The organism is Lederbergia sp. B243.17, assembly GCF_057657925.1.
This window is the reverse complement of record NZ_JBWBKF010000069.1, coordinates 46,466-70,362: the sequence shown is the minus strand read 5'-3', so window position 1 is coordinate 70,362 and position 23,897 is coordinate 46,466. Positions and strand designations below refer to the sequence as shown.

At 49.5% G+C, this 23,897-nt stretch carries 25 protein-coding genes; 20 read left to right on the top strand and 5 right to left on the bottom strand.

The window, feature by feature from the left end:
* The first annotated feature begins 307 nt into the window (after nucleotides 1–307).
* The 9 genes from AC0TWI_RS12510 to AC0TWI_RS12470 all read left to right on the top strand — a co-directional run bounded on the left by AC0TWI_RS12510 (nucleotide 308) and on the right by AC0TWI_RS12470 (nucleotide 8,445).
* Nucleotides 308–970 (top strand): GntR family transcriptional regulator, encoded by a 663-nt coding sequence (locus AC0TWI_RS12510; protein ID WP_488126670.1) that lies wholly within the window; start codon nucleotides 308–310, stop codon nucleotides 968–970.
* A gap of 143 nt (nucleotides 971–1,113) precedes the next feature.
* Nucleotides 1,114–2,037: a 2,4-dihydroxyhept-2-ene-1,7-dioic acid aldolase gene (gene hpaI, locus AC0TWI_RS12505; RefSeq protein ID WP_488126669.1), complete on the top strand. Its 924-nt coding sequence runs from the start codon at nucleotides 1,114–1,116 to the stop codon at nucleotides 2,035–2,037.
* 69 nt (nucleotides 2,038–2,106) lie between these two features.
* Nucleotides 2,107–3,621 carry a 5-carboxymethyl-2-hydroxymuconate semialdehyde dehydrogenase gene (hpaE, locus tag AC0TWI_RS12500; RefSeq protein ID WP_488126668.1) on the top strand — a complete coding sequence of 505 codons (1,515 nt, stop codon included), beginning with the start codon at nucleotides 2,107–2,109 and terminating at the stop codon, nucleotides 3,619–3,621.
* 15 nt (nucleotides 3,622–3,636) lie between these two features.
* Nucleotides 3,637–5,112: a 4-hydroxyphenylacetate 3-monooxygenase, oxygenase component gene (hpaB, locus tag AC0TWI_RS12495; RefSeq protein WP_488126667.1), complete on the top strand. Its 1,476-nt coding sequence runs from the start codon at nucleotides 3,637–3,639 to the stop codon at nucleotides 5,110–5,112.
* Nucleotides 5,113–5,126: 14 nt separating this feature from the next.
* Entirely contained in the window at nucleotides 5,127–6,110 is a 984-nt protein-coding gene (hpaD, locus tag AC0TWI_RS12490) for a 3,4-dihydroxyphenylacetate 2,3-dioxygenase (RefSeq protein ID WP_488126666.1), read from the top strand.
* 29 nt (nucleotides 6,111–6,139) lie between these two features.
* Nucleotides 6,140–6,598 carry a flavin reductase family protein gene (locus AC0TWI_RS12485; protein ID WP_488126665.1) on the top strand — a complete coding sequence of 153 codons (459 nt, stop codon included), beginning with the start codon at nucleotides 6,140–6,142 and terminating at the stop codon, nucleotides 6,596–6,598.
* 59 nt (nucleotides 6,599–6,657) lie between these two features.
* The gene (locus AC0TWI_RS12480) at nucleotides 6,658–7,299 is read left to right on the top strand and encodes a fumarylacetoacetate hydrolase family protein (RefSeq protein ID WP_488126664.1); all 642 of its coding nucleotides are present in this window, start codon (nucleotides 6,658–6,660) and stop codon (nucleotides 7,297–7,299) included.
* Nucleotides 7,296–8,090 carry a fumarylacetoacetate hydrolase family protein gene (locus AC0TWI_RS12475; protein WP_488126663.1) on the top strand — a complete coding sequence of 265 codons (795 nt, stop codon included), beginning with the start codon at nucleotides 7,296–7,298 and terminating at the stop codon, nucleotides 8,088–8,090. Before AC0TWI_RS12480 ends, AC0TWI_RS12475 begins: the two co-directional genes overlap by 4 nt.
* Nucleotides 8,059–8,445, top strand: coding sequence for a 5-carboxymethyl-2-hydroxymuconate Delta-isomerase (locus tag AC0TWI_RS12470; protein ID WP_488126662.1), 387 nt, complete (start codon nucleotides 8,059–8,061; stop codon nucleotides 8,443–8,445). The genes AC0TWI_RS12475 and AC0TWI_RS12470 overlap by 32 nt, the downstream gene beginning before the upstream one ends.
* A 45-nt stretch (nucleotides 8,446–8,490) precedes the next feature.
* Here AC0TWI_RS12470 and AC0TWI_RS12465 read toward each other — a convergent pair whose 3' ends face one another.
* Nucleotides 8,491–8,988, bottom strand: coding sequence for a spore coat protein (locus tag AC0TWI_RS12465; RefSeq protein ID WP_488126661.1), 498 nt, complete (start codon nucleotides 8,986–8,988; stop codon nucleotides 8,491–8,493).
* Nucleotides 8,989–9,155: 167 nt separating this feature from the next.
* Here AC0TWI_RS12465 and AC0TWI_RS12460 point away from each other — a divergent pair, with 167 nt between their 5' ends.
* Nucleotides 9,156–9,635, top strand: coding sequence for a KGG domain-containing protein (locus tag AC0TWI_RS12460; protein ID WP_488126660.1), 480 nt, complete (start codon nucleotides 9,156–9,158; stop codon nucleotides 9,633–9,635).
* Between the two features lie 142 nt (nucleotides 9,636–9,777).
* Here AC0TWI_RS12460 and AC0TWI_RS12455 read toward each other — a convergent pair whose 3' ends face one another.
* The 4 genes from AC0TWI_RS12455 to AC0TWI_RS12440 are packed head-to-tail and all read right to left on the bottom strand — an operon-like array spanning nucleotide 9,778 to nucleotide 13,796.
* Nucleotides 9,778–9,936: a hypothetical protein gene (locus tag AC0TWI_RS12455; protein WP_488126659.1), complete on the bottom strand. Its 159-nt coding sequence runs from the start codon at nucleotides 9,934–9,936 to the stop codon at nucleotides 9,778–9,780.
* A gap of 7 nt (nucleotides 9,937–9,943) precedes the next feature.
* Nucleotides 9,944–11,179, bottom strand: a complete 1,236-nt coding sequence (locus tag AC0TWI_RS12450) for a Ger(x)C family spore germination protein (RefSeq protein WP_488126658.1) — start codon at nucleotides 11,177–11,179, stop codon at nucleotides 9,944–9,946.
* Entirely contained in the window at nucleotides 11,176–12,264 is a 1,089-nt protein-coding gene (locus AC0TWI_RS12445; RefSeq protein ID WP_488126657.1) for a GerAB/ArcD/ProY family transporter, read from the bottom strand. The genes AC0TWI_RS12450 and AC0TWI_RS12445 overlap by 4 nt, the downstream gene beginning before the upstream one ends.
* Complete coding sequence (locus AC0TWI_RS12440; protein WP_488126656.1) at nucleotides 12,261–13,796, bottom strand: spore germination protein; 1,536 nt, start codon at nucleotides 13,794–13,796, stop codon at nucleotides 12,261–12,263. The genes AC0TWI_RS12445 and AC0TWI_RS12440 overlap by 4 nt, the downstream gene beginning before the upstream one ends.
* Nucleotides 13,797–14,018: 222 nt before the next feature.
* On the opposite strand from AC0TWI_RS12440, the gene AC0TWI_RS12435 reads away from it, so the two are divergent.
* The 10 genes from AC0TWI_RS12435 (at nucleotide 14,019) to dhaM (ending at nucleotide 23,881) form a co-directional block, all read left to right on the top strand.
* Nucleotides 14,019–15,659 (top strand): glycerol-3-phosphate dehydrogenase/oxidase, encoded by a 1,641-nt coding sequence (locus AC0TWI_RS12435; protein ID WP_488126655.1) that lies wholly within the window; start codon nucleotides 14,019–14,021, stop codon nucleotides 15,657–15,659.
* A gap of 19 nt (nucleotides 15,660–15,678) precedes the next feature.
* The gene (locus tag AC0TWI_RS12430; RefSeq protein ID WP_488126697.1) at nucleotides 15,679–16,239 is read left to right on the top strand and encodes a glycerol-3-phosphate responsive antiterminator; all 561 of its coding nucleotides are present in this window, start codon (nucleotides 15,679–15,681) and stop codon (nucleotides 16,237–16,239) included.
* 334 nt (nucleotides 16,240–16,573) lie between these two features.
* Nucleotides 16,574–17,713: an ABC transporter ATP-binding protein gene (locus AC0TWI_RS12425; protein WP_488126654.1), complete on the top strand. Its 1,140-nt coding sequence runs from the start codon at nucleotides 16,574–16,576 to the stop codon at nucleotides 17,711–17,713.
* Nucleotides 17,710–18,645: a carbohydrate ABC transporter permease gene (locus AC0TWI_RS12420; RefSeq protein ID WP_488126653.1), complete on the top strand. Its 936-nt coding sequence runs from the start codon at nucleotides 17,710–17,712 to the stop codon at nucleotides 18,643–18,645. The genes AC0TWI_RS12425 and AC0TWI_RS12420 overlap by 4 nt, the downstream gene beginning before the upstream one ends.
* Nucleotides 18,642–19,454, top strand: a complete 813-nt coding sequence (locus AC0TWI_RS12415; RefSeq protein WP_488126652.1) for a carbohydrate ABC transporter permease — start codon at nucleotides 18,642–18,644, stop codon at nucleotides 19,452–19,454. Before AC0TWI_RS12420 ends, AC0TWI_RS12415 begins: the two co-directional genes overlap by 4 nt.
* An 83-nt stretch (nucleotides 19,455–19,537) precedes the next feature.
* A complete protein-coding gene (locus AC0TWI_RS12410) occupies nucleotides 19,538–20,911 on the top strand; it encodes an ABC transporter substrate-binding protein (RefSeq protein WP_488126651.1) in 1,374 nt (457 codons plus the stop codon).
* A gap of 102 nt (nucleotides 20,912–21,013) precedes the next feature.
* Complete coding sequence (locus tag AC0TWI_RS12405) at nucleotides 21,014–21,757, top strand: glycerophosphodiester phosphodiesterase (protein ID WP_488126650.1); 744 nt, start codon at nucleotides 21,014–21,016, stop codon at nucleotides 21,755–21,757.
* A gap of 92 nt (nucleotides 21,758–21,849) precedes the next feature.
* On the top strand, nucleotides 21,850–22,845 hold the full coding sequence (gene dhaK, locus AC0TWI_RS12400; protein ID WP_488126649.1) for a dihydroxyacetone kinase subunit DhaK: 996 nt from the start codon (nucleotides 21,850–21,852) through the stop codon (nucleotides 22,843–22,845).
* A 36-nt stretch (nucleotides 22,846–22,881) separates the two neighbouring features.
* Nucleotides 22,882–23,496, top strand: a complete 615-nt coding sequence (gene dhaL, locus AC0TWI_RS12395) for a dihydroxyacetone kinase subunit DhaL (RefSeq protein ID WP_488126648.1) — start codon at nucleotides 22,882–22,884, stop codon at nucleotides 23,494–23,496.
* Complete coding sequence (gene dhaM / locus AC0TWI_RS12390; protein ID WP_488126647.1) at nucleotides 23,489–23,881, top strand: dihydroxyacetone kinase phosphoryl donor subunit DhaM; 393 nt, start codon at nucleotides 23,489–23,491, stop codon at nucleotides 23,879–23,881. The genes dhaL and dhaM overlap by 8 nt, the downstream gene beginning before the upstream one ends.
* Nucleotides 23,882–23,897: the final 16 nt, after the last annotated feature.

The following is a 23,897-nucleotide window of genomic DNA, read 5'->3' as shown; positions in this document are numbered from 1 at the left end:
TGTAAAAGGAAGCGATTTTTTCTATTTCTACGGTGGGGTCTGACTGTTTGTAATTCGCCTACCTACCTGGCCGTTGCTTGGAGTGCAGGGGCCGACTCCTGCGGGAAAAGCACGGGCCTTGAGATCCCGCAAGGCGCGAAGCGACTGAGGAAGCTCAAGCCGTGCCCGCGGAAAGCGTGCCCCGGAGCGGAAAGCAACCGGAACCGCACACCGACTTTTCCATACGCAGCTTCATTGACCTTCTGGACAGCCTTCTTTATGGCCCCAGCTATTGACGATAGTATACGATATCCTATACGATTAACTCATGGAGAAAAATAAAGAGAATAAGCAGCAGATGGTTTATCGGGTATTAAAAGCACGAATTGTCGAGCGCGTATACGCGCCTGGACAGCGGATTGTGATTGATCAGATCGCCAAGGAGCTGGCGACGAGCTCGATCCCTGTACGGGAGGCAATCCGGCAGCTGGAGGCAGAAGGGCTTGTCGAGTACGAGCGGAACGTCGGTCCGGTCGTCAGACCGATTAATGAGGAAGATTACTATGAAAATTTAAAGGTGCTTGCCGTCTTGGAGGGGTATGCATCAGCACTCGGCATTCCTTCGATAACGGAAGAGAGAATCGGCGAGCTTCGGGAGAAAAATGAACGGATGAAGGAGGCTTTGGAAGAATTTGATTTTAGAAGCTACAGTGGATTCAATATTGATTTTCACAGAATGATCTATGAGGGGTGCGGAAATGGGGCGCTGATCACGATGATCAGTCAACTGCAGGGAAAGCTTGATGCCATCCGCGGAGCCGGTTCAACACTGTACTCAGGCCGGGTTAAGACAGCAATCGATGAGCATGAGGGAATTATCAGGCTCCTTGAGACGAAAGCCTCCTTTAAAGAAGTGGAGGAAGCCGTCCGGCAGCATAAATGGAAAACAGCAGAAGACTTTGAAAGACGCCGCTCCAAAGGCCAGCCGTAGGCCGTGGAGCGGTTTTTTTCATATCCAAATCCATTCCATAAAAATTAATTTGTAAGCGTTTGCAAATATCATTTGACTTTGTATATGAAATCATATACGATTTAATTATTCAGAAAATTAGCAGAGAAATGGGGGCTTGTTCAATGGATTACCGAGAGGCGAAGCTGCGATTTAGAGGATCGATTTCACCTGTCATCACACCGTTTTTGGAAGATGAGAGTATAGATTTTGAGACGTTTGAGAGTCTGATAGACTGGCATATTGAAAGCGGAAGCCACGGGATTTCCGTGACGGGGACGAGTGGGGAGCCAAGTTCACTTACGGTTGAGGAACGCGAACAAGTAATGGAAGCGGCTGTAAAAAGAGTGGATAGCCGGGTTCCATTTCTCCCGGGGACTGGTTCAGTTAATCATCGGGAGACGCTCCGCCTGACGAAGGCGGCACAGGAAATGGGTGCGGACGGAGCGATGGTCATTGTTCCGTATTATAATAGGCCGAACCAGCAAGCGCTGTATGATCATTTCAAGACCGTCGCCAACTCAGTCGATATCCCGATCATTTTGTATAACATACCCGGACGGACTGCAGTTAATCTCGAAGTGGAGACAATTGCCCGGCTTGTCGAGGACTGTACGAACATCATCGGCATTAAAGAATCGAACAAGGATTTCGAGCATGTGAACCGCGTTCTCCTGAAATGCGGCCGCGATTTTAATCTTTATTCGGGAATTGAATTGCTCTGCTACCCGATGCTCGCCATCGGAGGAGCCGGCCATATCAGCGCCACTGCAAATGTAGCCCCGAAGAGAGTTGCAGAAATTTACAATGCGTGGGCGGAAGGGGACGTAAAGCGGGCGCAAGACATGCATTATGAAATGATGCCGCTGAATGACGTCCTGTTCCGGGATACGAATCCTGCGCCGGTGAAGGCGGCGCTAGGCATGATGGGCAAAATCAAGCCGGTCCTCCGGAAACCGATGGCCCTCCCATCTGCCGCAGTCCAGGAAGAAATCCGCCAAACCTTGATGAACTATACCGAACTGAAGGATACCGTCGTCGTACGATAAAAAAGGGTTCGGCCTGCCGCAGTCAAGTGTAAAGCGCTTTGGCCTGTCCCCCAAAAGGAGGTTTTAGCAATGGAGGTTGTGAAGGGCGCGCGAGAGCTGGCGCATACGAAGGTAGAGGATGTAAGGCTATATGTGGACGGGGAGTTCCGGGATGCAGAAAGCGGGGATACTTTCGCGAATGTGTCGCCGTTCACGAATGAGGAGATAAACCGTGTCGCAAAAGGTGGAAAGCGTGACATCGAGATAGCCGCAGCGGCTGCTGACAGGGCGTTCCGCCAGGGGCCATGGGGACGGATGAAAACGGAGGAAAGGATGGCGTACATTGAGAAGATTGCCGATCTGATCGATGAGGAACAGGAGGAGATTGCTCGCCTGGAGGCGCTTGATACCGGTCTGCCGATTGCACAGACCAGGAAGCAGGCTGCACGTGCGTCAGAGAATTTCCGGTTCTATTCGCGGATGGTAAGGACCCGGATGCACGGGGATGCCTATATGCAGGATGGCGAGTTCCTGAATTACACGGTTTACAAGCCGCTAGGTGCGGTCGGGTTGATTACGCCGTGGAATGCCCCCTTTATGCTGACAACGTGGAAGGTCGCTCCTGCCCTTGCCACAGGAAATACCGTCGTGCTAAAACCGGCGGAGCTATCGCCGCTTTCCGCAAATAAGCTTGCCGAGATCATCGACCGGGCCGGGGTTCCCCATGGAGTGTTCAATGTTGTCCATGGTTTCGGGGAAACGGCTGGTGCAGCGCTCGTCGAGAACGACAAAGTGAAGGCAATTTCATTCACAGGTGAAACAGTGACAGGATCGACCATTATCAAAAATGCAGCTGATTCATTGAAGAAAACATCAATGGAGCTTGGCGGCAAATCCCCTTTGATCGTCTTTGGGGATGCGGACATTGAGCGTGCGCTGGACGCTGCCGTCTGGGGAATTTTCTCTTTTAATGGAGAACGCTGTACAGCCAATTCGAGGCTTTTCCTCCACTCTTCCATCAAAGATGAATTCATCGCTGCCCTAAAAGAAAGGGTCGCCAATATCACCATCGGCGATCCGCTTGATCCAGGAACGGAGCTCGGACCGCTGATTGATCGAAAGCATTTTGAAAAAGTGACTGGCTATATCGAGCTTGCAAAAAAGGAAGGCTGTGAAGTTGTTCAGGGCGAAGTGGCGGAAGAATTCAAAGCCGGAAACTACGTGCCGCCGACCTTGCTCCTTGGCGCTCAAAACAAAATGGCGGTCTCCCAAGAGGAAATCTTCGGCCCGGTCATGACTGTAATCGAATTTGAAACCGAAGAAGAAGTGATCGAAATGGCAAATGACGTTAAGTACGGGCTTGCCGGCTATGTGTGGACGAATGATATGAAGCGGGGGCACCGGGTTGCCCAGGCGGTCGATGCCGGAATGCTTTGGGTCAATTCGCAGAATGTGAGAGACCTTAGAATTCCATTCGGCGGCATGAAGGCGAGCGGAATTGGCAGGGAAGGCGGGCATTATGCCATTCTCGAATTTTACTGTGAACCGAAAGTCATTCACGTGGCACTCGAAAACCATCACATTCCGCAGTTCGGGAAAAAATAAGGAGGGAACGCAGCGATGCCAGCTAAAACAGGCCAGGAATATATCGATCGTTTGAAAGCCGCCAAAAACAACATTTATATCCACGGTGAGAGAGTGGAGGATCCGACAACCCATTCCGCCTTCAAAAATGTGATCAGGTCAATGGCTGATCTTTATGATCTCCAGTACGAGAAGCCGGAAAAAATGCTTTATACGTCACCTTCTACAGGCAATAAAGTCGGAATGACGTTTCTGCAGCCGCGAACGATCGATGATTTGATCGCCCGCCGGGAAGCGATCACGGAATGGGCGAAAACATCGGGAGGCATGATGGGACGCTCTCCGGATTATCTGAATGCTGAGGTAATGGCGATGGGGACGGCCTATGAATTTTTCAAAGAGGCAGATCCGATGTTTGCCGACAATGCGAAAAACTATTATGAGTATGCCCGAGAAAATGATATCTCGCTGACCCATACGCTCATCCACCCGCAAGTGAATCGGGCGAAGGCACAGCACGAGCAAAAGGATGCGAACGTGGCGCTTCATCTTGTCGAGAAAAGGAGCGACGGCATTATCGTAGACGGAATACGCCTGCTCGCCACTCAAGGGGGCATCACGGATGAACTGCTCGTCTTCCCGTCGACCGTAAAAAAGGCCGGAGAGCTTGATGACCCGTATTCACTCGCCTTCGCGATCCCGAACAATACCCCAGGCCTGAAATTCCTTAGCCGGGAATCGTTCGATTACGGCAAGAATGAGTGGGACCATCCGCTTTCCTCCCGCTTTGAGGAAGGGGATGCGATCGTTTCCTTTGATCATGTCTTTGTTCCGTGGGACCGTGTTTTCGTCTGTGGGAATTCCTCGATCTGCAACCGGACGTTCCGTGAAACAAACGCAGTCGTCCACATGTCACATCAGGTGCTGGCAAAAAACATTGTGAAAACCGAATTCGTCCTCGGCATTGCCCTCAGCATGATGGACGCAATCGGCATTGATGGCTTCCAGCATGTCCAGGATAAGGGAACGGAAATCATGCTTACGCTGGAGACGATGAAGTCGCATCTGTACCGGGCGGAGCACAATTCGAAGCTCGACCAGTGGGGAATGATGACACCTGATTATGCGGCGCTTGATGCGGCGAGAAACTGGTACCCTAGGATTTATCCGCGGCTCGTCGAAATTCTTCGTGTGCTCGGTGCATCGGGCCTGATGGGGATCCCGACACAGGCAGATTTTGAGAACGAGGAGATCGGGGCCATTTTGCACCGCGGGCTCCAAGGCAAAAATCTCGAAGGATATGAGCGCGTCCAGCTCTTCAGGCTCGCGTGGGACGTAACGATGAGCGCATTCGGCAGCAGGCAAATGCACTATGAATATTATTTCTTCGGTGATCCGGTCCGGATGGGTATGACCTATTTCTCCAATTTTGAAAAAGAACCTTATAAAGAGCTGATCAATGACTTTTTGAAAAAGGGATCTTCCTCAAAGCCGGACTTTGCGGGGGTCTAAAAGGGGGCGTAGAAATGGATTTCAATATTGTCCGCTGTGCAAGAGCAGTGCTCCATGTTACAGATTTGGAGGCTTCACGAAGGTTCTACGTGGATGCTCTCGGTTTTATTGAAACGGAAAGCGATGGCGATCACTTGTTTTTACGCGGCCTTGAAGAACGGGGGCACCACAGCCTGCTGCTAAAAAAGAGCGAGAAGCCGGCTGTCGAGGCTCTTAGTTATAAGGTCGGTTCCGAAGCGGATCTTGATCTGCTTGAGGAATTGTTCGCCTCAAAAGGCTGCAAGACAAAGTGGCTCAATGACGGTGAGCAGCGGGGCATCGGGCGTGCGCTCCGCGTCCAGGATATTTCCGGGCTGCCGATCGAGTTCTTTGCTAGAATGGAAGAAGTGGAACGTTTGCTGCAGCGCTATGATTTGTACAGAGGGGCGCGTATCCAGCGGATCGATCACTTCAATTGTCTTGTCCGTGACGTGGAAGCCGCCTGTGACTTTTACAAAGAGTCGCTCGGATTTGCTTGTTCGGAATATACGGCGGCAGAGGATGAAAAGACTTGGGCAGCCTGGCTTCACCGGAAGCATACCGTCCATGACCAGGCATTTATGAACGGAGAGGGACCGCGTCTCCACCATGCAGGCTTCTGGCTCCCAGATCCGCTCGCCATCATCCACGCGTGCGATATGCTCGCCTCGCTCGGATATGGGGAGAAGATTGAACGGGGACCGGGACGCCATGGTTTGTCCAATGCATTCTTCCTTTATTTGCGCGACCCGGACGGCCACCGGATTGAATTATACAGCGGTGACTATTTGACAAGTGATCCCGACTGGAAGCCGATTCGCTGGGATTTAAACGACCCGCGGCGGCAGACGTTCTGGGGCCATGCTGCTCCGGATTGCTGGTTCAACGAAGCCTCGGCCGTCCTTGACATTATTACCGGCGAGGAAATAGAGGCCGGAAAACCGACTCTCGAACAGCGGAAGCCCGAGTTTATCATTTAGGGGAGAAGTGCCTGAAGGGAGCAATGAGGATGGAAGACCGCTTGTTTAGAACAGCGATGGGGAAATTTGCGACAGGTGTGACAGTGATTACGACACAGCTTGGGGAGACGGTCCACGGCATGACGGCGAACGCGTTTGTTTCCGTTTCGCTTCACCCGAAGCTCGTACTCATTTCAGTCGGCGAAAAAGCGAACATGAATCCGCTGATCAGCCAGGCAAAAACATTTGCCGTCAGTGTGCTGAAAGAGGATCAACAGGATTTTTCCGCTTATTTTGCCGGCCAGAAAAAAGAGGAGAAGCATGTCGAATTCGATCACTTCAATGGCATGCCAGTCATCCCGGATGCCCTCGTCAATATGACGTGCAATGTGCAGAATGAAGTCATCGCCGGTGACCATACGCTATTCATCGGGGAAGTGACGGATCTGCGTGTAGAAGACGGCAAACCGCTCGCCTTCTTCGAGGGCGGGTACCGGAAAATAACATAACGTAGAGCGGCCGTTCTTTTATCGGAAGAGCGGCTGCTTTCTGAAGAGGAGGCAACACGTTGACGGTTTACGGAACATTGCTGAATTTTCGTGAGGAGTATGAAAGGATTGAAGAGACGCTCCATCTCCCTCCTTATCAAAAACCGCCGGAAGCCCCGGTTCTCTATATCAAACCGGCCAATACGGTCTCCGGGAACGGAGACGCCATCCCGCTTCCTGATGGGGTGAGCGAAGTGGCGGCTGGAGCAGGACTTGGTATCGTCATCGGAAAAAAAGCGGCAAGGGTCAGGGAAGAGGAAGCGTATGATTATATCAAAGGGTATGTCATCGTCAATGATGTCACGATCCCGCATACTAGCTATTTTCGCCCCGCGATGAAGGAGAAGGCGCGTGACGGTTTTTGCCCGATCGGCCCCGCAATCCCGATAAATGCTGTGGAAAATCCGGGCGAACTCGGGATCCGCATCTACATTAACGGTGAGCTTCGCAAAACAGCAAATACAAGTGATCTCATCCGACCGATTCCCGTGCTGCTTGCGGAATTGACCGATTTTATGACGCTTGAGCCGGGGGATATCGTCCTGACAGGTGTGCCGGATCTGCCGCCGCTCGCCCGTGATGGGGATCTTGTTAGAATTGAAATTGACCAGCTCGGTATTCTTGAAAACAAGGTGGAGGCCGAAAGGAGGAGCGGCGGATGAAGCAAGGTAGAGTGGCCTTTAAGGGAGCGCTCCACAGGATTTCGGAAAAAGACGGGGCACTAAGGCTCGATGACGGGCGGATGGTCAAGGAAGAAGATGTGGTCTGGCTGCCGCCTGTTGAGCCAAAGACGATCTTTGCCCTTGGTCTCAATTATGCCGACCATGCGGGAGAGCTGGAATTCAAAGCGCCGGAAGAACCGCTCATCTTTCTGAAAGGGCCAAATACGATGATCGGGCATCTTGGCGAAACACGCCGCCCAGCCGATGCGGCCTATATGCATTATGAATGCGAGCTGGCCGTCGTGATCGGAAAACAAGGCAAAGGGATCCCGCGTGAAAAGGCATATGAGCATGTTGCCGGCTACACGATTGCGAATGACTATGCGATCCGCGATTATCTGGAAAACTATTACCGACCAAACTTGCGGGTGAAGAACCGGGATGGCTGCACGCCGATTGGCCCCTGGCTTGTCGATGCGGCTCACATCCCAGATCCGATGAACCTGGCACTGCGCACATATGTGAATGGCGAGCTTGTCCAAGAGGGGAATACAGCGGATATGGTATTTGGCATCCCGGAGCTGATCGAATATATCAGCAGTTTCATGACATTAAATGAAAGCGATGTCATTTTGACCGGAACGCCGAAGGGAACGGTCAATGTAGTGGCAGGTGACGTGGTGACAACCGAAATCGAGGGAGTCGGATCGCTTGTGAACAGACTTGCTGGTGATGACGTATTCGGAAGAGGTGTGAAAGATGCCGCATATCATCGTGGAATACACCGATAATGTCGGCGAAGAAGCCGAAATGCCGCTTCTTTTGAAGAAAATCAATTTGTCTCTCCTGTCGCACGGGAATCTGTTTCCTATTGGCGGTATCCGTTCCCGCGCCATCAAATTGGAGGATTATGTCGTGGCAGACGGGACGGAGGATGATGCTTTCGTCCATGTCACGCTGAAAATCGGTTCTGGCCGGACAGACGAGGAAAAAAAGAAAGTATGTGACAAACTGTTCGAGGAAATCAAAGACCATTTTTCGGAACTGTTCAAGAAACGCTATCTCGCTCTCTCGATGGAACTTTATGAATTCAGCGAAGCGGGCACGTATAAGCAGAACAATATCCATCACCGCTATAAAAACTGATGGCCCAAGCGCGGCATTTCCGCAATGGGCCTTTTGCTTTGCTATTCAGTATTTCATCGACAGGGCCCGATTGGCATTGGCCAGATCGTTATCCAGCAGTCGGCCGAGGTCATAGGCAGGGTAGAGTCCATACCTCTCCATATAATTGAAGACATTACCGTGCAGCTTGATAGCCCTCTCCAAGTGGTTTAAGAAGGTCCTGCGCAGCACTGGAGTAGCGGTTTCCGTTATTGCATTCGCATAATTTCTCACCAAGGTTTTGCTCATGCCGAGCAGATCGCCCGCATAAAAAGCCGTCTCCGCACTGACACCATCGGCCCGCTCCGCTGCATGAACAGGCGCGGACGGGTAAAACTGGATCAGCTCTCTGACATTGCCCTCAAGATCTCGGATCGCCTTGCGATACAGTGCAGCCAATTCCGGATCCTTCACCTTCCGGATCGTCGATTTTAGCTTGATCAGCCCGTTTGATTGGGCGGCGGTCAGCTCATGAAGCTCCATTGTTTCATGCCAGGCCAATGTCCGTCTGAATGTTCTGCTCATCCCTCTACCTCCATCATCTTGTTCAGTCCCGACCATCCTATTCAAAAACGCCTAAAAGGTTCACACATCGCCTTCTTTTTGGAAATTTAACCGGGAGATGTTTTTCCGAAAAATATCGGGGTATGTAATAGGTGTAGGCTAAATCAATCATAAGGAGGCAATTATCCATGGCAAACGACAATCGAAACAACAATGAGAAAATGACTGTAGAAGAAGCAGGCCGCAAAGGCGGAGAAGAAACAGCAAGAACTCATGATCGTGAATTCTACGAAGAGATCGGTAAAAAAGGCGGAGAAGCAACCGCAGAATCTCATGGCAGAGAATTCTATGAAGAGATTGGCCGCAAAGGCGGAGAAGCGACTGCGGAGAACCACGACCGTGAGTTCTACGAAGAGATCGGCCGCAAAGGCGGAGAAGCGACTGCCGAAAACCACGACCGTGATTTCTATGAAGAGATCGGTAAAAAGGGCGGAGAAGCTACTTCTGAAAACCATGATAGAGACTTCTATGAGGAAATTGGCAAAAAAGGCGGAGAAGCACGCGCGAAGCAACGCGACGACAGCGACACTCCGGACGGTAAGATGAGCCTTGAGGAAGCGGGCGAAAAAGGCGGAAAAGCGCGTGCAAGACAACGCGACAACGACTAATCGTTCCGGCCAGGGCCCGTCCCTGACAAAATGGACAAGCCTTCATGGCCTAGTCCCTCAAAAGTAGATCTGAAAAAGGCGCAAGCTCCGGAAACGGAACTTGCGCTTTTTTTGCGCTGCACGGGAGGCCGGACCCCATGATTTATTTCATGATCAGGATGAGGCCGATTGCAGGGTAGGCAGCGGCCAGTAAGCAGATGGCAATGGCGGCCGGTTTGGTTTCTTGTTTCCACGTATAGTAAGCGAGACGGGTTGTTCGGTAACTGAAGAATAGTACAAGCACGATGATAAAAACCTTCATGAGTCTCTCAGTCCTTGTTTATCAATTTTGGCGGTTGTACTGCACCGCCAAAGTTTGTAATGGTGGCATCCATTTTGATATTCACAGTGGCGTCCGGATATTTTTCCATCCAGTCGTACTTGTCTGCAGACTGGATTGTCCAGAATTGGCGCCTGACGTTCAAAAACCAGAGGAATGGCTCCATCTTGTATTTTTCCTGCGTCTTCTTTACAAGATTCCCCGCCTCTTTTTCCAGGCTCTTATTAATCGCCTCCGTCAGTATTCGCTGGTGTTTCGCATTTGTGGAGTAATTGGTGAGTGCCGGGTTCGACAAAACTTGTATTTGTAGGGGCACCGTCACATCTACATGAGGCGGGTCCTTCTTCGTATCGACATCGATATGGGTATTGCCGGATTTGATCAATTTGACTGAAATCCGGTACTTTCCATTAACCGGATCAGGTACTGAGTAAATCGTTTCTTGGATGATCGACTTGCGCCTCAGTAAAACAGCAAGTCGTGTTTCCTCCCCTGTCAGCTTACCAACCATCCTACCCTCCTTAAATACAGCAGCACCGATCATTTGAACCGGGTCGCCACCTTTTTGAGGCATCTGCCCGGCAATATAATTGTCAATATCAAGTTTGATTTCCGGGTCCTTCTCTTTATCCGCCGTTGCATAGACGGTAAGGAATAACTGCCCAGAGAGCCTTGTGAAATAGCGATTAATGTCCGGGATGGGGACAAATCCGGACGTTTCCCATGTCTGTTGCATGAATTCATAATACTTATGCGGCCGCGTCTCCATTTCCGGCTTGTTTTTACGGATAAAGTCGACCGCCTTCTCCTTCGAGACAATTAAGGATGTATCGCGCCGGATTTCCGGATCGATGACCATCGAAGCAATCGTATGATGAAAATGCTCCGATTTAGCGAACTCCTCGCTGATGATCAAAGTTTTCATATGCGCAAAATTAATCCGGCGTGGGATGACCACATTTGCCTGATCCTTTGCGGAGAGCAGATTCGGCACCTCAAGCGTGATCATATCTGTCGGCTTCTCCTTTACCTGCGGAGTGCTCGCGGTGTTTGCCACCTGTGGATTGGCAATCTGCAGCGTGACCGAGACAAGCTGATTTTTTTCTGATTTGTCGAGCCCGACGGCCACCACATATGCCTGTTCCTCGATTTGGCGCTTATTGATGCAGCCGCCAAGCGACAGGACAAGCAAAAGAATAACTGCTGCACATTTTCGAATCGTCATTTCGCTGCCTTCCTCCTTTTGAATAAGTGAAAAATCCATAAAAGAAAAGGGAGCGCGAACAAAGTCGGTGAACTACCCCAAATAAGCCAGTCCCTCAACATACTGACCTGTCTGATATTATCGGGAATCTGGCCCGCGAGAAAAGCGATTCCGCTCAAGGGCAAGATCAAAGGCTCGAACTTATCAATCTTCAGCAACTTTCCAAGCAAGTACGCGGATATATGGAGGTAAATCGCAAAATGGATCGTCGCAGCGACGAGCCAAAAACTGAAAAAGATCCCTTCGATATGTGTTAGTACATTAAACCTGGCAAGCCTCGTCGTTTCCTGATAGGGGAAAGCGATATTCAGAATTTCCGGATAGCTGAAAATCGCGATATATAACAGGAGCAATGCACTAAGCTTTATACAGGAAACGGTGAACCCGAGAATTGCCCCGGTCCTGAAGGCGCTATGCGATCGCAGGAGGGGATAATACGCGGCGAGGAGGATCAGGTCTCCGAAAATGGAATGGTATATTGCGCTGTTTTTCATGATTTCCAGTATGCCGGGTCCGGCAATCGGAAAAATCTGCTGCCAGTCGGTAAACCGCCATGTGAAAAAAAACATCACTAAAATCGAAACTTCCAAGGCAGGGGTAAAGAACCAAGCGACCCTTCCAATCGTTTCAATCCCTTTGCTGGCGATGAAGTAACTTCCGAGTACCCCGATCGCCAAAATATAGGCCCCGGGGTTATCTGTGATGAACAGAGCGGTCAGTAACTCGCCGTATCCTCGGATATTAATCGTTGTAGCGAGGAGGCCGGTAAGAAAAAGGATGAACAGGATAACCGAACCGATGTATTTACCGGTTAATTTTTTTACCAGTTCGGCAAGGCCGAGTTTATGCTTTTTCATTAAATATAGCAAAAGCAGAAAAGGAATCATGATGATAAAATACGATAGGAACGGCAGCATCCAGGCTGCATTTTTTCCATGATTGAATAAAATTTGCGGCGTTACATCCGTCCCCTTTATCCCGATAGTCAGGACAATAATAGAAAAAAATTCCCTTGTGCCGATTTCATTGTTGGCTGCCCGAATCATGATTCCCCATCCTCCTGCGGTTTAGGTCCGCGCTGCTTGTCCACGGGCTGTGCCGAATAAGGACGGAGCCATTCTTTCCATACCGGAGGCCTCGCAATAAAGTCTTTGGATGACGGGAAGTGGGGCACAAGCGGCGAGAAGAATGGCACCCCAAAGGAGCGGTATGCAACGAGATAGGCGACAAGCAAAGCACCGGCGATTGAAAGCCCGAAAAGTCCAAGGAAATTGGCAATGATCAGAAAGACAAAGCGGGTGATCCGGATGGCCATGTTTAAATTCAGTGCCGGGATCGCAAAGGAAGAAAGCCCAGTCAAAGCGACGATAATGACGAGGATCGGACTGACAAGATTCGCGTCAACTGCTGCCTGCCCCAGGATAAGTGCACCAACAATACCGATTGTCGGTCCGAGCGGCGCGGGAATCCGGATGCCGGCTTCCCGCAAAATCTCGAATGTCACTTCCATGAACAGTACCTCCCAAAATACAGGGAATGGCACCGTCTCCCGGGCAGAAGCGATTGCCAGCATCAAATCCGTCGGCAGCATTTCGGGATGAAAAGTGACGGTCGCCAAATAAAGTGCTGGCAGGAACAGGGCAATCAGCAGAGAGAGCAGGCGGACGATCCGGCTGAAGATACCGAACGGCATCCGCAAATAATGATCTTCGACTGTATGAAACTGAGACCAAAATGTCGCGGGGGCAATCAGGGCACCCGGAGAATTCTCCATCAGAAGCACAACATGCCCCTCAAGGAGAAAAGCGCTGGTCCGGTCCGGTCTCTCGGTCACATAGGTGGATGGAAATAGAGAGTAGGGCCTTTCCTCCAAGTATTCTTCAAGTACAGAGATTTCCAAGATAGAGTCTTTATCGATTTTCGAGATTTTCTCTTTTATGGTATTGATGAGCTTTTCATCAGCGACATCCTGAATATAAAGCAAAGAGACCTCCAGCTTCGATCTGTTGCCGACATAGAGCTCTTCGCTGATTAGTTTCTCGGAGCGGAGCTGTTTGCGGATCAGTGAGCGGTTCTTCGATATGCTTTCGATGAAGGCAGTTTTCGTCCCGAGCAGGGCTTGCTCAATTTTTGGTTCGGAGATGGAGCGGTTGGCAAAGCCTATAATCGCCGAAGTGACCGCCTTCTTATCGCCATCGAGTAAAATAACCGCGCTCCCGTCCAGAAGCGCTTGCGTCAAATCCTCGAAGCTCTCTGCTTCTTTTCCATTCGTCGCCGTCATCACTTCATCCATTACCGTGGATGCTTCGGCAGTATCCTCTTTCCTCATTTCCAAGGAGAGCAGCGGTTCGATGACCTGGGAAGAAAGCAGCTTTGTATCGACCGCTTCCTCGAGAAACAGGACCGCTGCTCTCTTTTGCTGGCCGGGCAATTGGAGCTCGCGAATTTTGAGCGCGCTGTTTTTCGGGTAAAAGAATGTATCTTTGATTTTGGCCAAGTTCTCGTCTATGTTTACGCCTAGATTACCGGACGATTTTTTTTCCTTCGTCGCGTTTGCATTTTTTTTGAAAAAGCCCATGCGGAAACCTCCCTGCTTGCAAAACGGTATTTACAGTATGAGCCAGAAGGGTGAAAAAATTCATGCAATGAAGATGCATGTTCTGGCTTCCTTTGGTATAATGGCTGTAAGTTAATACATTGGTTGGAGCCTAAGAGAGACCAGAACGACATTATCGCATTCGCCGTAGTGTTTGTTTTCTGGTCTCTTTTTGTCGTTTTCCGGCCGATTGGAGGAATAGAGATGACGAAGTTTTCAGCAACGGAAAGACCATCTTTACTGCAGCAAATGGAAGAAAAAGAGTATGACCTGCTTGTGATCGGCGGGGGAATTACAGGGGCAGGTATCGCGCTTGATGCAGTGACCCGCGGATTAAAGACAGCTCTTGTAGAGATGCAAGATTTTGCTTCCGGAACATCGAGTCGTTCAACGAAGCTCGTCCATGGCGGTCTCCGTTATTTGAAACAGTTCGAAATCAAGGAAGTGGCAGATCTTGGCAAGGAGCGGGCGATCGTCTACGAAAACGGCCCGCACGTCACAACTCCGGAATGGATGCTGCTCCCTTTCCATAAAGGGGGGACGTTCGGGAAATATTCAACTGCCTTCGGTTTACAAGTATATGATTTCCTTGCAGGGGTAAAAAAATCCGAAAGACGTAGGATGCTGACAAACGAAGAAACTATTGAAAAGGTTCCCTTTATCAAAAAAGACGGACTGAAAGGAAGCGGCATCTATGTGGAATACCGTACAGACGATGCCCGCCTGACGATTGAAGTAATGAAGGCTGCAGCCGAAAAAGGGGCGGTCATTTCCAATTATGCGAAAGCAGATGCCTTTATCTATACGAAAGAAGGGGCTATTTCAGGAGCAGAGGTCGAGGATCTCTTGACGGGGAAGAGAGTAACGGTCAGGGCAAAACAGGTCGTTAATGCGACAGGCCCGTGGGTCGATGAATTAAGGGAGCTCGACGGATCAAAAAACGGCAAGCATCTGCAGCTGTCAAAAGGGGTCCATATTGTTATCGACCAGTCCGTATTCCCGCTTCGTCAGGCCGTCTACTTCGACACACCGGACGGCCGGATGGTCTTTGCCATTCCGCGTGCAGGCAAGACGTATGTCGGGACGACTGACACATTCTATAAAGGTGATCCGGCTGACATTAAGCCCGAAAAGGAAGACTGTGAATATATTTTGCGTGCAATCAATTATATGTTTCCCGACTTGCCGATCGGCGAGCATCATATCGAATCGAGCTGGGCAGGAGTCCGGCCGCTCATCTATGAAGAAGGGAAAGACCCATCCGAAATATCGAGAAAAGATGAGATATGGCAATCGCCGCAAGGCCTGATCACCATCGCTGGAGGGAAATTGACCGGCTACCGGAAGATGGCCCAGACCGTTGTCGATCTAGTTGCGAAAAATTTAGCTGCAGCAGGTCATTCGGGCTTCGGGAAATGCAGTACGAAGCACTTGCCGATATCTGGCGGCGACATTGGCGGATCCGACAAGTTCACTGCTTTCATCGAGGCAAAGGCGAAGAAAGCCAAAGAACTGGGGCTGACTGCTGAAGAGGGCCGGATGCTTGCAAGCCATTATGGAACGAATGTAGACACTGTATTCTCTTTCCTGCCGGCCAAAGAAGGACCGCTCCCCCAGGTACTCCATGCACGGCTCCACTATGCCATCCAGTATGAAATGGCGGCAAAACCTGTTGATTTTTTTGTCCGACGAACAGGGGAATTGCTATTTGATATCGAAAAGGTAGAGATGTGGAGACAGCCCGTCATCCAGGAAATGGCCGGAGTTTTCGGCTGGGATGAGATGGTCCGATCATCATATGAACAGGAGCTTCTTGAAGAGATGCATCGGGCTGCCGGAAAATGAACAGTTGAGAGGTGAAAACATGCTAAGCGGGATATTGCCGGCGGTAAAGAATATGAAAGATTTTGAAAAGCTCCTTGCAAGTGATCATGAGCAGATCGTTTTCCTTGAAACAAGGCTTTCCCAGCTCGGCAATCTTGTGCAGTATACGAAGAAGGCCGGGAAGAAAGCGATCGTCCATATTGATTTGGTGCAGGGGCTGAAAGCCGATGAATACGGATTGGAGTTTCTCGTCAGAGAAGTGAAGGTTGACGGCATCATGTCAACCAGGGGAAACGTCATCGTTCTCGCGAAAAAACATAACATTATTGCCATTCAGCGTTTGTTTATCATCGACAGCCATGCTTTAGATACCAATCTGAAGATGATCGAAAAAGTAAAGCCTGACTATATCGAGGTTCTGCCGGGGTTGATCCCCAGTGTAATTACACAGATTGCCAAAAGTACACAGAGACCCGTCATTGCAGGAGGACTGATCCAGACAGTGGAAGATGCTGAAAATGCACTTGCCGGCGGGGCGGTCGCCGTCACCACTTCAAATACCGAATTATGGGCATTGAACGATATTTCACGCAAAAAATAATTTTGACAAATCTATGAACCCTGTGTAAGATATGAAGTAAGTTAATTTATTTGTGAAGGAGATTCGGAGCTTACAATTTTCGTCTAGAGGCATCTAGGCTTAATTTGTCGGCTCTTTTTCTTTTCCAAGATCGAAGCATATGTACGCCTTCTTGTAAGCGGAAACATACTCCTGCAGCTAGTTTGGCGTTCCTCTGCAACATTAAAAACTTATCATGAAGTTTATTAGAAGTTAATGAAAAGTAAACATACGGAACTTCTCCTTTCGTTATACTGAAATAAGATTAGAAGCGTAATAGAGAGAGAAGGACCGGAAAACGCGAAGGGGTGTTTAGGTGAAAAAGGTAGAGCTTGTCAATGTCTCAAAATCATATGACAAAAAAAACGATGTAATAAAAAATATAAACGTAGAAATTGAGCCCGGGGAATTCTTCGTCCTGGTCGGACCGTCCGGCTGTGGAAAAAGTACAATGCTCCGCATGATTGCCGGTTTGGAGGATATTACGGGCGGAATTCTGAAAATTGGCGGAAAAGAGGCAAATCACCTTCCGCCAAGCAAGCGGGAGATTTCAATGGTTTTCCAGAACTATGCGCTCTATCCGCATCTATCAGTTGAAGAAAACATTGTATTTGGTTTGCATGTGAAAAAGATTCCGAAGGAGGAACGGGCAAAGCGTTGTGCGGAAACAGCAGAGATGCTCGGGCTGACACCCTATTTAAAAAGAAAACCGAGAGAACTCTCGGGCGGTCAAAGGCAGCGTGTCGCTCTGGCACGTGCGATTGTCAATGAGGCGCCGATCTGCCTGATGGACGAGCCGCTTTCCAACCTTGATGCAAAACTGCGGGCCCATATGCGTTCCGAAATCCGGCAAATCCAGCGCAGGCTCGGGATTACGATGATTTATGTTACCCATGATCAGGTGGAAGCAATGACGATGGGTGACCGGATTATGATCTTACATAATGGCGATATTCAGCAAATCGGCCGGCCGATTGATATTTACAACCATCCCGCCAATCCATTCGTGGCCACTTTCATTGGTTCCCCGCCAATGAATATTGCAGAAGGCAGCATTGACAGGTCAGCAGGAGAGGTTATCCTTGATGACCAGGTTTCCATCCGGGTGCCGGAAAGCGATTGGGGAAGTCTGAAGAGTGGCAAAGTGATTGTCGGCATCCGCCCGGAGCACATTAAAGCGGTGAAGAGCGAAACGCCAGAGAGGGACCGGATATTTGTTAAGGCTATCAATGTCGAAGTGCTAGGAAATGAAACAATATTCTCTTTCAAATTGGGCGGAAAAGAATGGATGGCAAAATGGAATGGCCAATGGCGCATTCAAGTAGGAGATACCATTCCGATCTCTATCGATTACGATTCGATTTGCCTGTTTGACGGAGAGACAGAACAACTGCTCAAGTCGCCGGGGGAAATGGAAAATTTGGTGTTTGAGCTCGAGGGAGGCGTGCTGTCATGAACAGAGAAATCGCCACTCAGTCGGCACCGGTGTATACGGCTCCCAAGATGAGTTTATGGAGAAGGTCATTAAATGCCAGAACAGCCTTGCTGTATTTACTGCCTTCTGTCATCTTGTTTTCCGTTTTCATCTTTTATCCAATGTTCAGGACAATTTATTTAAGCTTTTTCCTGACAGATCAGCAAGGAAATGCGGCCCTGTTTGTCGGGATGGAAAACTTCACCTATCTCCTTACGTCACCGGAGTTTTTAAATAGCGCAAAGGCAACGATTTTATTCGTGCTGTACACCGTTCCGGCAGGCATTATTCTGGCCTTATTCCTAGCGCTGCTTGCCAATGAAAAATTGATGGGTATCGGTTTTTTTCGGACGATTTTCTCTTCGACAATGGGTATTTCCGTTGCAGCTTCGTCCGTTGTCTGGCTGTTTTTGTTCCATCCGAGTGTCGGAATGTTCAACAGGGTACTCAGTGCAATCAACCTGCCGGAGGTACAGTGGCTGCTTGACCCGAAATGGGCTTTGATCTCTGTCGCCATATCGACCATCTGGCTGAATATGGGCTTCTCTTTCCTGATTTTGCTTGGCGGTCTCCAAAATATCGATGAGTATTTATATGAAAGTGCCAAAATCGACGGAGCCGGTTACTTTTACCAGCTGCGCAGAATTACAATCCCGATGCTGTCACCGACGTTGTTTTTCATCATTACCATCTCGATGATCAATGCATTCCAGACGTTTGGGCAGATTGATATTTTGACGAAGGGCGGACCTTCACAGTCGACGAATCTTATCGTCTATTCGATTTATCGAGAAGCATTTATCAATTACCAGTTCGGTACAGCAAGTGCACAGGCTGTATTGCTGTTCCTCTGCATCTTGGTTTTAACCATTTTGCAATTCAAACTGGGTGAAAAGAAGGTGCATTACCAATGAGTGCATCAAGAAAGATTATTTTCTATTTACTGCTCGTATTGTCAGCATTCGTCTTGTTTTTTCCGGTTATTTACTCACTGATGATCTCCTTTATGACCGGGCCGGAAATTATGCAGGGAAAATTTTTCCCGAGCAAAATATCTTTTGAGAATTATGCGAAGGTCTTTGAGCGGCTTCCGCTATTCAAATATTTGGTGAACAGCTTCGTCGTATCGTTTAGTGTTATGCTGGGCCAGCTCGTTGTTTGCAGCATGGCCGCTTATGCGTTTGTGTTCATTCCTTTCAAGGGCAGGGATTTCATTTTCTTCCTGTTCATTTCAACAATGATGATCCCTTGGGAAGCTACGATGATCCCAAACTTTTTCACGATTCAGAAGCTGGACTGGCTGAATACATACCAGGGAATGTCACTGCCGTTTTTCGCGCTGGCATTCGGTACATTCCTATTGCGCCAGCATTTTAAGACGATTCCAAAAGAGCTTCACGAAGCATCCGAAGTTGCAGGCCTCAGCAGGTTCGCCTTTTTCTGGCGAGTGATCCTGCCCGTCTCCAAGACAAGCCTTGTAACGCTAGGGGCATATGGATTTTTGACAACTTGGAATATGTACTTATGGCCCCTGCTCGTCACGACAAATGATTCCGTCAGGACGGTGCAGATCGGTCTGAAGCAGCTCCAGTCGCAGGAAGTGGCGACGGAGTGGGGCGTAGTGATGGCTGGAGTAATCGTTGTCATTATCCCGACTTTGATGCTCCTATTCCTTGGGCAGAAACAGCTGCAAAAAGGGCTGACCCAAGGGGCAATCAAGTAAGACAATCTGTGGTATACACCGGCAGTTTTGGAGAAACGGGGCTGCCGGTTCATACATAAAAAACCTATGAGGGGTGTCAACAAATGAAAAAAGGATTCAAGAGTCTTTTCATGTGCTTGGCGATTTTTGGCCTGCTATTTGCTACAGCTTGTTCAAACAGCGACAGCAGCACGAGCAATAAACCTGCAAGCGGCGATAAAGGCAATGATACAGCAACAGACAGTTCAGGCAAGGTAACAATCGATTTTTGGCATGCGATGTCTGGAACGGGTCAAGAAGCGCTTGACAGCATTGTGAGTGATTTCAATAGTTCACAAGACAAATATGAAGTAAAAGCAGAATTCCAAGGTTCCTATGAGGAGTCTTTGACAAAGCTCCGCAGTGTCGGCGGAACGAAAAATGCCCCGGCCATCACGCAAGTATTTGAAGTCGGAACAAAGTTCATGATTGACAGCGGCTATATCGAGCCGATGCAAACATTCATCGACAAGGACAACTATGATATCGACCAATTGGAAAAGAACATTCTGAACTACTATACAGTGGACGGCAAGCTGTATTCCATGCCGTTCAACTCTTCTACACCTGTTATGATTTACAACAAGGATGCATTTAAAGAGGCAGGACTGGATCCGGAGAAAGCGCCGGAAACGTTCAACGAGGTAAAAGAAGCAGCAGAAAAACTGACGAAAAAAGGCGAACGCTACGGCTTCTCCATGCTGACATACGGTTGGTTCTTTGAACAGCTTGTCGCTACTCAAGGCGGCCTGTATGTGAATGAAGAGAACGGACGTGAAGGCGACGCGACAGAGGCTGTATTCAATGGTGAAGAAGGACTTCGTGTTTTCAACTGGCTGAATGAGATGAACAAAGCCGGCACATTCGGCAACTACGGCACAAACTGGGATGACATCCGTTCCGCTTTCTCTACTGGTAAAGTAGCGATGTATATGGACTCTTCCGCAGGGGTTGCCAATGCGATCAAAAACTCGCCATTCGAAGTTGGGGTAGCTTATATTCCATATCCGGATGAAGTCGAAAGACAAGGTGTCGCCATCGGTGGTGCTTCTCTCTGGATGTCAAAAGGAATCGATGAAAAACAGCAAGAGGCTGCCTGGGAGTTCATGAAGTATTTACAAACACCTGAAGTGCAGGCGAAGTGGCATTTGGCTACTGGATATTTTGCCATCAATCCAAAAGCGTATGACGAGGAAAGTGTAAAAGCCGAGTGGGAGGAGTTCCCGCAATTCAAGGTGACAGTTGACCAATTGCAGCAAACAAAGCCATCTGTTGCTACACAGGGCGCGCTTATCTCCGTATTCCCGGAATCACGCCAGCAGGTTGTGACAGCATTGGAAAACATGTATCAAGGAATGGATCCGCAAGAGGCGCTTGATGCAGCTGCAAAAGGCACAGACCGCGCAATGGAAATCGCAAACAAAACGAAGAAGAAGTAATGGTTTGAGGGCTTGGCCTCCGCTTTTCTCGGGAGAGTCCAGGCCCTTTTCAGATTGATAAATGAACGGCTCAGAACATTAAAATTCGAGAGGTGGCAACTGATGATGACAAATATTTATGCCCATCGCGGCAGCAAAGGAACCCATCCGGAAAATACGATGGCGGCTTTTAAGGAAGCGGTAAGGCTGGGCGTGGATGGGATTGAGCTTGACGTCCATTTGACGAAGGATGGCCATCTCGCAGTCATCCACGATGAAACAGTTGATAGGACGACGAATGGATCCGGACGGATTGGGGACATGACGGTTGCAGAATTGAAATCACTCGATGCGGGGAAATGGTTTTCTGAAGAATTTCAGGGCGAGCGGATCCCATTGCTTGGCGAGGTGCTGGAGCTGCTGAAAGGGACGGACATTCAACTGAATGTGGAAATCAAAACCGATGTCATTCCATATGAAGGAATCGAGGAAAAAGTGTTGGAAGAGATTCGTGCCTATGATTTTAAAGAGCAAACGATCATCTCCTCGTTCAATCATTATAGCTTGAAACGGATCCGTGAGCTGGATGACGAAATAGAGACGGGTATTTTATTCATGGAGCTTTTGGTCGAGCCTTGGAAATATGCAGCAACCATTGGCGCGAGCGCTCTTCATGTTTACGCACCGGTCGCCTACTCCGAGATGAGCAAGGAAGCGACAAAAATGAAGTTCCCTGTCAGAGTGTTCACTATCAACAAAGAGGAAATGATGGCTGATCTGATAGAACTCGGAATCGATACAATCATGACGGATTTTCCCGAAAAAGCGATGGACATCCGGGACAGATTGAACGATAAGCAGCTATAAGCAGCTATAAGCAACCAGCCCCCTTCAAGAGAGTGATATTTTCCTAAATTGTGTAATATATGAAGTAGAAGAGAATGGAAGGGGGATGTCCAATGAAAAAACTGGTTAATGATCCGAATAACGTGGTTGAAGACATGCTTGAGGGAATGATTGCCTCCCATCCATCGCGAATCAGGCGGGTTCCCGGCACGACAGTGATCGCAAGGAAGGATGCGCCAGTTGCCGGGAAGGTTGGCATTGTGAGCGGTGGCGGCAGCGGACATGAGCCGGCGCATGCGGGATTTGTCGGCAAGGGGATGCTCGATGCAGCTGTTGCCGGGGAAGTGTTCACTTCGCCGACACCGGACCAGGTATATGAAGCGATCAAGGCGGTTGACAGCGGAAAAGGCGTATTGCTCGTCATCAAGAATTACACAGGGGATGTGTTGAATTTCGAAATGGCGGCAGACCTCGCTGAAGCGGACGGGATCAAGGTCGAGAAAGTGGTCGTCAATGATGACGTTGCCGTCGAGGACAGTCTCTATACAAGTGGCCGGCGCGGCATTGCCGGAACGATATTTGTTCATAAAATTGCCGGGGCGGCCGCGGAGCAAGGGGCATCGCTCGAAGAAGTAAAAGCGGCGGCCGAAAGCGTGATCGCAAATGTCCGGTCGATGGGCATGGCACTCACCCCGTGCACCATTCCGGCTGCAGGTAAACCGGGATTCAGCCTCGAAGAAGGGGAAATGGAAATCGGCATCGGTATCCATGGCGAACCGGGCATTGAGAAAACGGCGATACTTTCCGCGGATGCTACAGCGGACGTACTGCTCGAAAAGATATTAAAAGAGGAAGCGCTGCACGATCTGAAAGAAGCGGCCGTTATGATCAACGGACTCGGCGGAACACCATTAATGGAGCTTTATATATTGGCGAAGCGGGTGTCGGAACGTCTTGGCGAAAAAGGGATTGCCATTCATGAATCGTTTGTCGGGGAATACATGACGGCGATAGAGATGGCAGGCTTCTCCATTACCATCTTGAGGCTTGATGAGAAGCTGAAGGGATGGCTCGATGCTGGAGCCGATACAATCGCGCTGAAAAAATAAGGGCGGCCCTCCGTACGGAAAGGATGCGAAAACCAGATGGGATTTGGAATTGAGCAGGCAAAGGCATGGATGGAGTATGCCAATGATTCGATACAGCAGGAGAAGGAAAAGCTGACCGCCCTCGACCAGGCGATTGGCGACGGCGATCATGGACTGAATATGGCAAGGGGCTTTCAAGCGATCTCTGATGCAATCAAGCAAAAGGAATTTACAGACCTTGGCAGCTTGTTCAAGGAGATTGCGATGACGTTGCTGTCCAAGGTGGGCGGGGCGTCCGGCCCGCTATATGGCAGCGCATTTTTGAAAGGATCCCAATTTGCCAAGGATCAAAAAACGCTTGATGCAGCAGGTATCGGGCAGTTTTTACAGTATTGCTATGAAGGACTTGCGGCAAGGGGGAAGGCAGAACCAGGAGACAAAACGATGGTGGATGTCTGGGCATATGCTTTTGAAGATCTTCTTAAAGGAAAGCCTGATTGGCGTGACTGGTCTGCGTCGCTCAAGGAAAAGATGGAAGCAACGAAAGAGATGGAAGCGAAAAAAGGCCGTGCTGCTTATCTCGGCGCCCGTTCAAAAGGCCATCTTGACCCTGGCTCATTCTCTTCCTATTTGATCCTGGCAGCTCTTGCGGATGTGATGGCAGATGAGTAAGGTCAGCCTTGTTCTCATCTCCCATAGCCGTGAAATCGTCCAGGGGCTGAAACATCTGCTGGAGCAGGTGGAACCCAATGTAAAAATAGCCATTGCCGGCGGCTTCGACGGTGGAATCGGAACAGACCCGCTTGAAATCCGCAGTGCGATTGAAAGTGTTTATTCCGAAAAAGGCACAGTCATCCTGTTCGACCTCGGGAGCGCATGGATGAATGCTGAAATGGCACTTGAGATGCTGGAAGGATTGAGTGCCGTGAAAATAGCTGATGCCCCGCTAATCGAAGGAGCTTATGCCGCTGCTGTCTCGGCTGGTCTTGACAGCAGCCTTGAAGAAGTGGTCTTAACGGCTGAAAGCGTAAGGGACAAGCCGAAAATCAGCCGCTGACCTCGCAAGACCAAAG